Here is a 12066-nt window from a genome sequence, read left to right as displayed (position 1 = left end):
GGGTCAGGCGGCGAGCGCCGATTTCGGCGCCTTGGAGCGCGCCGCCGTCCGCGAGCGCTCCTGCCGTGACCAGACATAGCCGCAGGCCGCCCCAAGGGTCGTCCAGACGATGGCCTGGACGACGATCGCCTGCGCGGCGAAAGCCGCCGAAAGCTCTGCCGGGGCGGTGCTGGACGGGGCGCCGGCCACAGGCGCGCCGATCAGATGAGGCGCGGCCATGAGCGCGACGCCGAGCGCCTTCAGGGCAGGGCGGCCATAGGCCAGCAGCGCGATCCCCGCGGCGGTGGCGATGGCCGTCGCGATCCACCAGCCTTGTCGCAGCAGGAGGTCGCCCGCCGCCGAGCCGGGCAGCTCCGGCGCAAGGCCGAGGCTCGGCGCGAGCCCCGTCGCGGCGAAGCCTGCGAGCCCGAACGCCACGCCGGTCCGGACCGTGAGGCCCGCGGGCGAGAGAGCGGCGGCCGCGACGAGCATCAGCGCGAAGCCGATCGTCGAGGCGACTGTGGCGAGCGTCGTAAAGGCCGCCCGCTCGGCTCCGTTTTCGGGCGCCCAGCCCTCGCCGTGGTCATGGTCGACGGCGCCGGCCGCGTGCTCATGCGCCGGGGCCGAGGCGTGGGCCGCGGAGGCCGCCTCCTCATAGACCTCGGCCTTCAGGATCAGCGGGCTCACGAAGGTCAGCTGCAGCGCGGCCGCGAAGAGGCCGACAAGCAGCCCGGCCGAGAGCCCGCAGGCGAGGATCCGGTTCAACATGGCGATCTCGGGTTCAGTGGCAGGGGAAGCCCGTGGCGTGACGGGTGTCGTGGGCGGCGTTGTGGATCATCTGCGGGCCGGCGAAGCCGACCGCGAAGATGATCAGCGCGCCGAGCGTGAAGGCCGCGAAGGCCGCGGGGAGGGCCGACTGGTCGACGCGCCCCGCGGCCTGACCGAAAGTCCCGGTGGTTCCCGTCATTGCGGGGCTCCTGTTTGGGTTGATGTGGCCGCCGGGCTCGTGTCCGAACCTTCTCCGGCGACCCTGGCTTCGATTTCCTCGCGGGTCGAAAGCCCGCTGTCGATCACGGCCTCCTCGAGCGCGGCGAGCCAGCGCTCGTAATAGGACCAGCTCGCGTCATCGAGCGCGTGAGACTTCTCCCAGCCGTCGATCGAGGCGATCAGCTGCTGGCGGAAATCCTCCCACTCGAAGAGGCCCTCGCGGGCGAGGGCGAGCGCGACCCCGAACGCCGTGCGCTCCCACTCCTCGGAGAAGCACAGCCCGCCATTGGCGCGGGGCGGAGAGTCGCCCGCGCCCATCATCGAGGTGACGGCGAACTGCTCGTAATTGATGAGCATGCTGGATCATCCGGCTCAGGCGGCTTTCGCGACCGCGACGCCCATCATGGATTCGGGCGTGACGAGCGCGGCTAGTTGCTCCTCGCTCATGCCCTCGGTGCCCTCCGGGCGCTCGGGCACGACGAACCAGCGGATCTGGGCGGAGGAGTCCCAGACCTTGATCTCGACGTCGGCGGGCACGTCGAGGCCGAACTCCTTCAGCACCGCGCGGGGCTCGCGCGCAGCGCGGCTCCGGAAGGTCGGGTCCTTGTACCAGTAGGGCGGCAGGCCCAGCACCGGCCACGGATAGCAGGAGCAGAGCGTGCAGATGATGAGGTTGTGGACGCCGTCGCCATTGGCGACGGCCTTCATGTGCTCGCCCTCGGCGCCCGCCATGCCCTCAGGGAAGTCGAGCTCCGCGATCGCGGCCGGCGTGTCGGCGACCAGACGCTCCCTGTAGGCCGGGTCGACCCAGGCCTTCGCCACCGCCTTCGCGCCGTTGAACGGACCCATTTTGGTCTCGAAATAGCCGAGCACCGTGTCGACGGTCTTCGAGGTGATGACGCCCTTCTCGATGAGCAGAGCCTGCAGCGCCTTGGCGCGCGCCGCGTTCTTCTTCTCGCGGTCGGCGTCGTAGAAAAAGCGGTCGGACATCGGTTGCGCTCCCCGTCAGGCGGCGGCCGCAGCCGGGACCGGCTCGGCGACATAAGCGGCGTAGAGATCGGCGTAGAGGCTAAAATTGCTCTCGGCGTTGCCAGGCCAGAGGTCGGCGGGGTCGAACTTCACGCAATAGACCGGCATCGCCTTCTCGATCGCGTCGCCGATGCCGTCCGCCCCGGTGTCCGTGAGGTAGACATAGGCGCCAGGATAGACTTCCGTGACGACGCCCGTCTTGTTGCGCAGGAAGCCCGGCAGGCGGGTGTGCTCGACGGTCGGGACGTTCTTGATCAGCACCGTGTCGCCGACGGCGAATGCGGGCTTCGGATCGACGTCCCGCTTCGGCGAGTCGCCGTCGACGAGATACTGCACGATTCGCGCGTCGATCTCGGGCGCGCCGCCCTCCGGCAGCGGCTTATCCGGATCGGTGAGGTATTCGGCGGTCTTGGCTTCGAGCTCGTCCGCCGTGATGTAGCCGTTGGCGACGAAATAGCCTGAGATCCCGCCGAGCCATTTCTCGTAGTAGCGGTACTTGAAGTAGTCGAAGGGGTTCATCGACTCCGCGCCCTTGCGCAGGTCCGCCCATGTCCAGACCGTCTTGAAGACGCTCGAGGTCTCGGGCAGCGGCAGCTGCGGGCTCAGCGCCATCATGGCGGTGTGGATCCCGAAGATGCCCTTCTCCCACTCCTCCACGAAGACGCGGGTTTCGGTCCAGACGGGGCCGAGGCCCTCGAGCCCGCCGAGCGTGTGCTGAAGCTTCATCTCTGGTCGCTCCGTTCGAAAGGTGGGCTCAGGCCGCGGCCGGCTTCTTGGCGGTCAGCATGTTGGTGCCGATCTCGGAGAGGTAGCCGAAGCCCGCGCCGACCAGCATCGCGACCGCGGCGACGATCGTCGGGTGGCTGATGTCTCCGGTCAGGATCGTCTTGCCAGTCGCCGCGCTGGTTCCGACCGTCGAGGCGAAGCCGAAGACGATCGCGGGCGGGAAGGCGAGCAGCGGGATCGCCGAGGCCGCGACCATCGCCGAGGTGCCGAGCCCGACGCAGATGGCGGCGAAGATCGGATGGCTCGGGCCGATCGCGATGACGAGCAGGGTCAGCGAGGCGATCGCGACGCCGGTCCAGTTCCGCGCGACCGACTTGACGAAGCCGTCGGACCCGCCGCCGCAGGCGAAGAACGACGCCCAGGCGATGAAGGTCACCCAGACCGGCACGGGCAGGATGGTCGCGGTGATGTAGGTGTCGATCGCGCCCAGAACACCGAGGCTGATCATTGCGGCGACGAGAGGCGACATCGGCTGGTCTCCGGAAGGGGTGAGGGTCAGGCCGCCTGGGCGGGGAGCGACCGGCAGGCGGCGACGCCGTCCCCGATCTCCGCCGCGTCGAGATGTCGGCCGATGAAGACGATCTGGCTCACGCGGATTTCGCCCGCGCCCCAGGGGCGCCCCGGTCGGCCGTCGGCGGTCATGTGGACGCCATGGAAGACGTATCGGCGGTTCTCGCCCTCGAAGCTCAGGACGCCCTTCATCCGCAGAAGGTCGCGGCCGCGCGCCTGCTGGAACCTCGCGAACCAGCGGTTGAAGAGGTCGGGCGACAGGGGCTCCGCGATCGTGAGAGCGACGCAGGCGATGTCGTCCGCATGCTCATGCGCATGGTCCCCGAGCAGGTCGGGCTCGATCGCGAGCAGGTTCTTGAGGTCGAAGGCGCCGATGTCGAGCACCGCGGCGCGCGACGCTGCGCCGTCGCGGATGCGGTGGATCGCGGCGAGCGGGTTCAGCCGGCGGATCTCGCGCTCGGTCGCGTCGAGGGAGGCGGCGTCCTCGAGATCGGTCTTGTTGATCAGAAGCACGTCGGCGAAGGCGACCTGTTCGCGCGCCTCGTCCTTGGCGACCTGGCCGCGGAAATGCCGGGCGTCCACGACGGTGACGATCGCGTCGAGCCGCACATGCGACTTGAGCACGTCGTCCAGGACGAAGGACTGGATGACCGGAGCCGGGTCGGCCAGGCCGGACGTCTCGACGATCAGTCGGTCGATCGGACGGCCGCTCGAGACGAGTTCGCCAATCGCCGCGACCAGGTCTCCGCGGACGGTGCAGCAGATGCAGCCATTGTTGAGCTCGACGATCGTGTCGGCTGTCTCAACGACGAGCTGCCCGTCGATCCCGACTTCGCCATACTCGTTGATGACGACCGCGATCTTCTCGTCCCCGCCCTGCTCGAGGATGTTGTTGAGCAAAGTCGTCTTGCCCGCTCCGAGAAATCCCGTGATGATCGTCACGTTCTTCTTCGACACGCGCGCGTCTCCGTCTTCCGCCAAGCGACCGCCCGGCTGAGTTGAGGCAACTTGCCTGCATGGACGTATAATCTAGCTATCTGATCACTTCTGCTTCGCCGGGACTATGTGCCCCTCGACGAAAGCAAGATGATTGCACTGCAACAAGCGGCAACGCGCAACAGGCTTGTTCCGACTATTTCGGCCAAATGACGCCTTCAAACGGCCAAGAACGCCGATTTATGCAGCGTGCCTCATTTCTAGGCGATCTTAGAGAATTCGACGCCCCTGCCGATCTCGGACGAGGCGTCGCGGTCGCCCAGTCCCCGGTACGCGGCAGGCCTTCGGGTCGTAGGAGTGCGTCGACCAGACGTCGGCCATCCATTCCCGGACATCGCCGATCATGTCACGGCGACGGCGCCCCGACGCGGATCAGCTCTGAGAATTCGGGAGAGGCGTTCGCAGACCGCGCGCGGTCTGCGATATGCGCGAGCTCCCGCACCCGCGCGAGCGGCAGCCGGACGTCCAGCGCCCCTTGCTCATAGAGATAGTCCGGCAGGTAGCCGTTCACGATCAGGCGCCAGTCGAAGGGCAGCGCGCCGCCGGCGGCGCGCGCCATCTTCACGACGGTGGTCGTGCAGTTCGTGGTCAGCGAGTTGTAGAATTTGGGTCGCGCCGCAAGCGCATTGGCGTCCGACACATATTCCAGCAGGATGGCGCGCGTCTGGTCCGGCGGCGTTCGGAGACGGTAAATCTGGACATCCTCGCCCCGCACGTTCGACCGCACGCGCACCACATCCCGCTCGTCCGCGGCGACGATGACGAGCGCGTTGCTCTTGAACAGATCGGCGACGGGCGAGAACGCGCCGCCCCGCCGGCGCCGCACCTCGACAGACCAGGCGAGGCGCTCGCCGCCCTCGAAGCCGAAGCTGACGATCGTGTGGGCCATTTCGGGGCCCGCCCAGTAGGACATGAAGAGGTCGAGCGTTCGCAGCTTGCTGAGGTCGTAGCTCCGTGTCTCCCACCGTTCGGTGAAATCGTCGTCGCGCCGCCAGTCGAAGTTCCGCACGCTCTCGAGCGTGAGGATGTCGCCCTCGACCGATCCCGTCACCTGGCGCGCGACGTCCGGCGCCCAGTCGGCGATGGCGGGTGGGCGGATGGCGCCCCACCAAAGCGACACGGCCGCGAAGCCCAGGCCGAAGAGGAGTAGCGCGCCGCGGCGCTTGGCGCCGAACCATGCCGCGGCGGTGGCGACGCCGAGGATCGCGAACGCCGCGGAAGCCGCTCCATTGAGCCAGAAAGTCTCCGGCGCCCTGTGCCAGAGGGCCAACGACGCCCACGCCGTCGCGACGATGATTGCGAAGAGCGCGCCGACGCCGAGCAGGATCTTCAGAAAGCGCGCCAAATCGTGTCCCGGTCTGAAAGCCAGTCGCGTTCGCCGTCAGCCCCTCGACACGCAGCGGAAGCCGACATGGCTGGTCGATGTGTCGATCGGTTCGGCGTGCCGCGCCGCCGGGCGGTAGCGGCGGCAATAGTTCGGCGCGCAGAGATGCGATCCGCCTTTCAGGACTTTGCGGGGGATGCGGATCGCCGGCTGCGCGGGATCGTAGCTCGCGGCCTCGGGGCCGCCCCTCGGGTTCTGCGGCACGCAGCAGGCCTTCGGGGCGTCGGCGGGGTGGCGCGTCGACCAGAAGTCGGCCGTCCACTCCCAGACATTGCCGATCATGTCGTAGAGGCCGTAGCCGTTCGGCGGATAGGCGCCGACCGGCGAGGTGCGGGCCCAGCCGTCCTCCTTGGTGTTCTCTTGCGGGAACGCGCCCTGCCAGGTGTTCGCCATGTGCCGGCCGGCCGGCGTGAACTCGTCGCCCCAGGCGAATTCGGCATCGTCCAGGCCGCCGCGGGCCGCGAACTCCCACTCGGCTTCGGTCGCCAACGCCTTGCCGACCCAGGCCGCGTAGGCCTCGGCGTCCGAATAGGCGACATGCACGACGGGGTGGTCGTCGAGCCCCTTGATCGAGCTGCCGGGGCCGTAAGGCCTGCGCCAGTTCGCCTTGAACTTGAACGTCCACCACTGCGACCAGTCCCGCAGACTCGCCACGCGCGCCGGGGGGCTGAACACCAGCGAGCCCGGCTGCAGCATATGCGGCAGCGCGCCGGGATAGTCCTTCGGATCGGGAGGGATCTCGGCGAAGGTGACGTGGCCGGTCGCCTCCGCGAAGGCGCGGAACTGGCGGTTGGTGACCGGCGCCTCGTCGATCCAGAAGCCGTCGACCTTGACGCGGCGGGCCGGCGCCTCCTCGGGGTAGTGCCGGTCGGACCCCATCCGGAACGCGCCGCCGGGGATGCGGACCATGCCGGTCGTATCCGTCGGCAGCTCTGCGTCGAGCGCCGTCATACCCGAAACTCCCATTTGCCGTCCGGAAAGGCGGCCTTCCAGTCCACCTTCATGTCGATCACGATCCAGCCTCTCTTCGCCGTCTCGTCCAGCGCCTTGTCGAGCTTGCCCACATGGGACTGGCGATCATAGGCCCATTCGGGCTCGGCATCCGTGTGATGGACGATCAGCGCGATTCGCGGGCCGTCGCCGCCGGCGTCATATTCCAGCATCTGCTGGTCGCCGTCGGAATTGCAGCTCGTCAGGTCAAATCCGTCGAGATGCGCCTTGAGCGTCTTGTCGTTATTGGCTGGCGTTCAGCGGTCTTCATGAGTTGCTCGAGATCCGCGCGCCCTTTCAGTCGCGCTCCGCATGAGCTGGCATGAGCGGTTCCCGGGGTGCTGAGCAGTAACGGCAACGCTGCTTCAGCGAGGCCGGCGGCGCGTCTGCGCCCGCGAGACGACCATCTTTGCGAAGACCAAGGCAGGGACGGCGTTCTGATCGTCGCGGGCTCGTGAAGCCGCCGTGGGCCCGTCGCTCCGCGATAGCGGACGTAAGGCGACCTCTGAGCCGAAAAAAACAAGGCGCAAGAACTACCGGGCCGTCTATTTTGGCCGCGATCTGCAGTTTCGCGAATTGTGCGAGGCCTACGAGCTCGCGTTCAGAGGAGTCGACCACTTGGCCAAGACCCGCAGCCCGGCGGCCGAAGGCATTGTCGAAGAGGTACAAGACTTTGATTGTCGCGACCGAATTTAAGATGCTTGAGATGATCGGGTCAGCAATCTTGCCCAACCGGCCTTCACCGACGCAAGTATGAGTTCCGTTTTGCATGAAAAGGTATATCTTTAGAAGCATCCGAGTCTGCGGATACCTTCGGCAGGCATTGTTGGTCAAGCGTTACGTGGATACTGTGTCGTTTTGATATAGGGTCGAACCATGGGTCTGCGGGGCTCGACCTTCGCGCCAAATGGACCGCCGCCTGATTTGATCAGGTGCGAGCTCGATAAATTGCTGCAAGACAGTGAATTTAAACTCTCCGCGCGAAATCGCCGGTTTCTTGCGTTTGTCGTCACCGAGACCCTCGAAGGCAGACAAGATCGTATCAAGGCTTATCCGATTGGCGTCGACGTCTTCGGGCGCGGCGACGACTTCGATCCGGCGCTCGATCCTATTGTCCGCATCGAGGCGACCCGGATAAGGATGGCTCTGGCGACATACTACCGATCTTCGGGGGTCGGAGACGTCGTCCAGATCACCATCCCGCCGGGCAGCTACATCCCCAAATTCGAGTGGGCGCGCGCCGCGCCCCTATCCGACGCGGAACAGGCCGCGTCGCTGTCGACCTCCGACGCGCGAGCCAGTCCCAGCCTGCCTGCGTTCGTGATCACCCATCACTCCGATCGAAAGGACCGCTGCGCGACGTCGCGAGGCGAGCTTCTGGTTTCTGCGGTCCTGCAGCGTCTGTCGGCGGCGGGATGCGAAGTCTTTTTGATGTCGCCCGTCGACCGAAAGACTCCGGAAAAGGCGCTCAAGCCGCTTCTGGCGGCGTCCCGTTCGGTCTACGCCGTCGAAGTGACCGTGCACGCGCTCGAGGGCGTGAAACGCTATGACTGGCGTCTCTCGGACCTTCGGAACCGACGCGTCGGCTGGTCCGAGTCTTCGGACCACGCCGACGAGGGTCACCCTTCGGCGGAGATGATCGACGGCCTGGCTCGCCGAATCGTCGAGAGGTCGCTCACCGTGGCGCGGTGAACACGGTCGGCTGCGTTCTCCGCGCGGTTACGGTTATGACTTCCTGAGCGCCGCTCTCCGATCCTAAGATGCCCGCGGCGGTGGCCGGCGTCGGGGGACGTCATGACAGTTCACGGACCGGCTCGCATCGCGCTTGCGGGCACGCTCGCCCTCGCTTTGTGCGGATGCGGCGGGCGAGCGGAGAACGTCCTCGTGCCGACTCCGTCGAGCGCGCCGCCGCCCGGCGCGAGCAAGATCGACATGCTCGTGGTGACGACCCGCGAGCGCACCGAGACGCCGACGGGCGAGATCTACAGCGGCGCGCGGGCCATGGACCGCTCCCTCTTCAACCTCGTGGTCTCGATCCCTCCCGCGCAGGCCCGCAAGGTCGGGACGGTGCAATGGCCGAAAAGCCTGCCCGCGGATCCCGCGACCGATTTCGTGACGCTGAAGGCCAAGGACATGGACAAGGCCGGCGTCATGACGTGGTTCCGCACGGTCGCCGGCCCGAAGCGGAACGTGCTGATCTTCGTCCACGGCTTCAACAACACCTTCGAGGCGGCCGCTTATCGCTTCGCGCAGATCGCCCACGACTCCGGGACCGACGCCGCCCCGATCCTGTTCACCTGGCCCTCGGGCGGGAGCGTGTTCGACTACCTCTATGACCGCGAGAGCGGGACGATGTCGCGCGACGCGCTCGAGACGCTGATGACCAACGCCGCGACCAACCCGAACGTCGGCGAGGTGACGGTGATGGCGCATTCGATGGGCAATTGGGTGCTGATCGAGGCGCTCCGGCAGATGGCGATCCGCCGCGGCTCGATCTATCCGAAGATCCGAAACGTTATCATGGCGGCGCCCGACCTCGACGTCGACGTGTTCCGGAGCGACTTCCTCGCGATTCCGGAGCCGCGGCCGCGGATCACCGTGCTGGTGTCCCGCGACGACCGCGCTTTGGCGATTTCGCGCCGTGTGGCCGGCGGGATCGACCGGCTCGGGTCGATTGACCCCGACGCCGAACCCTACAAATCGAAGCTCGCGGCCGCCGAGATCGTGGCGATCGACCTCAGCAAGGTGGAGGCGGGCGATAGTCTGAACCACGGCAAGTTCGCCGAAAGCCCCGAGGTCGTGAAGCTGATCGGCTCGCGCCTGATCGCCGGCCAGCAGGTGTCCGACGCCGATCTCACGCTCGGCGAGCGGATCGCCGGAGCGACGGTGGGGGCCGCTGCGGCCGTCGGCTCCACGGTGGCGGCCGTGGCGACGGCGCCCGTCGCGATAGTCGATCCAGCCACCCGGCGCAGCTATGGCCGGCAGGTCAGACAGATCAGCCAGAACGCCGGCGAAGCCGCCGCTTCCGCGACCGGCAGGTGAGCGCACGCCCCGGGAAGCCGCGCTGCGGCCTCCGGGGTCGAGGTCGCGGCCGTGCAACCGGCGAAACCGCCGGCGACCCGACTTGCCTCCTTCCTGTCGGGCCGCGGCGCCGAGGCGATGCGCGAGGCGGCTGCGTCCGCCGACGCCGTGGCGAGCTTGCGCTCGTTCTGGCCCGACGACCCGCTCCACCCCCATGCCCGGCGCGCCAACATCCGGATCGTCGAGATCGACGCCGGCCGGCCGCTCGAGGACGATTTGACCGCTGGAGGAGGCGCCGGACTCCTCGGCCGCCGGCCAAGCTCCCGCCGGCTCAGTCGGGCCGCAGCCCTTGACCGATCGGCGAGGTCACGCGGCTCGCGAAAAGCTGCGAGGCGCAGATGTTGGGCGCGGCGAAGGAGGTCGCGTCGGCGACCTGCAGCTGCCCCTCCGAGCGGTCGCCGATCGGGTCGAAGACGAGCGTTCCGTCGACCGTCGCGCGAAAGATCGTATCGGACGGGAAATGCATATAGGGGCCGTCGGCCACGGCGCGCGCGAACGTGCCCGAGCTCTCGGAATAGCCATAGGCCGCCATCAGGTCGTCGGTGCGGTAGAGGCCGTGCTCGAGGGTCCTGGCGAGGTAGCGGTTGCGCTGGCGGGAGGGGCCGCGGAGGTTGAGGTACCGCAGCTCAGCGGGCGTCTCGAGCACCACGTCGACAGCGCGCTTGCCCCCGAACCGGGCGATGACGGCGCGCTGCTCGGGAAGGTCGGCGCCCTTCAGCTCGACGCCCCTTCCCCCGCTCACGCTGAGGCCCCCCGGCGCCTCGGTCAGCACGACGAAGCCCGGGCTCCAGACCGAGACGAGGCCGGGCGCGCTGGTGTAGGGCGTCGCGCCGCCGTCGCGATCGAGGGCGCCGACCGCGTAGACGCCTTCGCTGAGCGCGAGCGCGTTGACAATTTGGTCCGGCCCTGTGTTGCCCGCCGCGACGAAGACCGGGACGCCCGCCTTTCTGAGCCGCGCCAGCTGGGCGTCGATCTCGGAATAGGGATTGCGGGGGTCGTGACCCTCGCTCAGCAGGTCGAGCAGCTCGCGTTTGCGCGCCGCGACGCCGGACTGCTCGAAGGGCTCCGCCCGGTCGAAGCGGGCGTTGATCTGTCGCAGATCGACCGGCAGCACGATCGAGGACACCACCGCGGCGGGCCTCGCGATGCGCCCGCTCTCGATGTCGCGCGCGAGCCGCCGGAAATCCGCCGCGAGGCTGCGCACGTTGAAGATCGGGTCCGTCTGGTAGGCGATCGTGCCGGGATGGGAGGCCTCGGCGATCGCCGCCACCACGTCGCCGTGGAGAAGCGGCTGCTCGCGATTGTCGGATGGCGCCTGCGGGACGTCGTCGATATTCGCAGGCTTGAACAAGGCGAAGGTGTCGACCACCACGAAGGGCGCGGTCGATGCGCAAGCCGACTGCGCGGCGCGTTCGGCCTCGGGGGTCGAGAAGCGGCTCGCGCGGAATCGGTCCGGCTCGTGCGCCTGGCCCGCGAAAAGGCCGCCGAGGGCGACCAATCCCAGACCAGCCGCGAGGACGAGACCGATGACCGTGCGGCGCGGCGGCAGCCTCATGCCCTCACGCTCCTTTCGAAGAGGAGACTAGGGCGATCCTGCGCGACGGCCCGTTCTTATGCAATACTAATGTTAGAGAATAATAATGAAGATCCAATTCCCAGCAAAAATCTAATAATAAGATTCAATGCGGCTCCGATCCCGTATAGATCTGCGTCACTGCGAGACCTGATGGATCACTGCGAGCCGCACCAGATCCTGTAGGCTGCCGGCGTTCAGCTTCTCCTTGAGGTTCGAGCAGGTGTTGGCGACGGTCTTGTAACTGACGCCAAGCGCGTCGGCGATCTGCGAATAGGAGCGGCCCTCGCCGAGCAGGGAGAGGGTCTGCAGCTCGCGGGAGGTCAGGTCCGCCTGCTCGGCGCGGCCGCGCGAGCCGAGAAGCGCGACCTGCACCGCCATGTCGTGCGCGATGTAGGGCTGGTTCCGCCGGACCTTCTCGACAGCTTCAAGCAGCGTCTTCGGCCCGGTGTCCTTGGCGAGAAAACCGGTGGCGCCGGCCTTCAGCGCGCGCCGGGCGATCACCGGGTCGCTGTGCATCGAGAAGACGAGGATCGGCGTCCGCTCGTCGTTGAGGCGTAGGCGCCGGATGAGCGACAGACCGGCGAGCCCCGACCCGCGGATCGCGAGATCGACGATCACGAGGCTGGGCCTCGCCCTCCGGTAGAGCCGGAATCCCTCGAGCGGCGCGGCGGCCTCGAGCACCTCGTCGAAACCGGCGTCGAGGAGAACCCGGCGGCAGCCTTCGAGCACGATCGGGTGGTCGTCGATC

13 protein-coding genes and 1 pseudogene are annotated in these 12066 nt (G+C 67.7%); 2 read left to right on the top strand and 12 right to left on the bottom strand.

Annotation, left to right across the window (positions count from 1 at the left end; translation table 11 throughout):
- Positions 1-3 precede the first annotated feature (3 nt).
- The 10 genes and pseudogenes from EK403_RS09080 to EK403_RS09035 form a co-directional block, all read right to left on the bottom strand.
- Positions 4-747: a CbtA family protein gene (locus tag EK403_RS09080; protein WP_128777174.1), complete on the bottom strand. Its 744-nt coding sequence runs from the start codon at positions 745-747 to the stop codon at positions 4-6.
- 13 nt (positions 748-760) lie between these two features.
- Positions 761-946, bottom strand: coding sequence for a CbtB domain-containing protein (locus tag EK403_RS09075; protein ID WP_128777173.1), 186 nt, complete (start codon positions 944-946; stop codon positions 761-763).
- A complete protein-coding gene (locus tag EK403_RS09070) occupies positions 943-1323 on the bottom strand; it encodes a nitrile hydratase accessory protein (RefSeq protein ID WP_128777172.1) in 381 nt (126 codons plus the stop codon). The genes EK403_RS09075 and EK403_RS09070 overlap by 4 nt, the downstream gene beginning before the upstream one ends.
- Before the next feature lie 15 nt (positions 1324-1338).
- Positions 1339-1956: a nitrile hydratase subunit alpha gene (nthA, locus tag EK403_RS09065; RefSeq protein ID WP_128777171.1), complete on the bottom strand. Its 618-nt coding sequence runs from the start codon at positions 1954-1956 to the stop codon at positions 1339-1341.
- A gap of 15 nt (positions 1957-1971) precedes the next feature.
- Positions 1972-2721: a nitrile hydratase subunit beta gene (gene nthB, locus EK403_RS09060; RefSeq protein WP_128777170.1), complete on the bottom strand. Its 750-nt coding sequence runs from the start codon at positions 2719-2721 to the stop codon at positions 1972-1974.
- Between the two features lie 28 nt (positions 2722-2749).
- Complete coding sequence (locus EK403_RS09055; RefSeq protein ID WP_128777169.1) at positions 2750-3250, bottom strand: DUF1097 domain-containing protein; 501 nt, start codon at positions 3248-3250, stop codon at positions 2750-2752.
- Between the two features lie 26 nt (positions 3251-3276).
- Positions 3277-4248: a CobW family GTP-binding protein gene (locus EK403_RS09050; RefSeq protein ID WP_128777168.1), complete on the bottom strand. Its 972-nt coding sequence runs from the start codon at positions 4246-4248 to the stop codon at positions 3277-3279.
- Positions 4249-4633: 385 nt separating this feature from the next.
- Positions 4634-5632 carry an Lnb N-terminal periplasmic domain-containing protein gene (locus EK403_RS09045; RefSeq protein ID WP_128777167.1) on the bottom strand — a complete coding sequence of 333 codons (999 nt, stop codon included), beginning with the start codon at positions 5630-5632 and terminating at the stop codon, positions 4634-4636.
- 36 nt (positions 5633-5668) lie between these two features.
- Positions 5669-6622, bottom strand: coding sequence for a formylglycine-generating enzyme family protein (locus EK403_RS09040; RefSeq protein ID WP_164919551.1), 954 nt, complete (start codon positions 6620-6622; stop codon positions 5669-5671).
- Positions 6619-6855: pseudogene (locus EK403_RS09035) on the bottom strand (haloacid dehalogenase-like hydrolase); the annotation flags it as partial. The pseudogene EK403_RS09035 and the gene EK403_RS09040, both read right to left, overlap by 4 nt.
- 754 nt (positions 6856-7609) lie before the next feature.
- Here EK403_RS09035 and EK403_RS09030 point away from each other — a divergent pair.
- Together EK403_RS09030 and EK403_RS09025 are read left to right on the top strand one after the other, a co-directional pair.
- Positions 7610-8353 carry a hypothetical protein gene (locus EK403_RS09030; protein ID WP_164919550.1) on the top strand — a complete coding sequence of 248 codons (744 nt, stop codon included), beginning with the start codon at positions 7610-7612 and terminating at the stop codon, positions 8351-8353.
- A 102-nt stretch (positions 8354-8455) separates the two neighbouring features.
- Positions 8456-9703 carry an alpha/beta hydrolase gene (locus EK403_RS09025; protein ID WP_128777164.1) on the top strand — a complete coding sequence of 416 codons (1248 nt, stop codon included), beginning with the start codon at positions 8456-8458 and terminating at the stop codon, positions 9701-9703.
- A gap of 310 nt (positions 9704-10013) precedes the next feature.
- Here the strand turns inward: EK403_RS09025 and EK403_RS09020 are convergent, their stop codons facing one another.
- Together EK403_RS09020 and EK403_RS09015 are read right to left on the bottom strand one after the other, a co-directional pair.
- Positions 10014-11297: a S8/S53 family peptidase gene (locus EK403_RS09020; RefSeq protein ID WP_128777163.1), complete on the bottom strand. Its 1284-nt coding sequence runs from the start codon at positions 11295-11297 to the stop codon at positions 10014-10016.
- Between the two features lie 156 nt (positions 11298-11453).
- Positions 11454-12065: a response regulator transcription factor gene (locus EK403_RS09015; protein WP_245479601.1), complete on the bottom strand. Its 612-nt coding sequence runs from the start codon at positions 12063-12065 to the stop codon at positions 11454-11456.
- Between the last annotated feature and the right edge of the window lies 1 nt (position 12066).

The sequence above is a fragment of the Hansschlegelia zhihuaiae genome (assembly GCF_004103825.1).
In the GTDB taxonomy this organism is placed as follows: domain Bacteria; phylum Pseudomonadota; class Alphaproteobacteria; order Rhizobiales; family Methylopilaceae; genus Methylopila; species Methylopila zhihuaiae.
The sequence above is the reverse complement of the archived record's forward strand: the minus strand, read 5'-3'. Positions and strand labels throughout refer to the sequence as shown.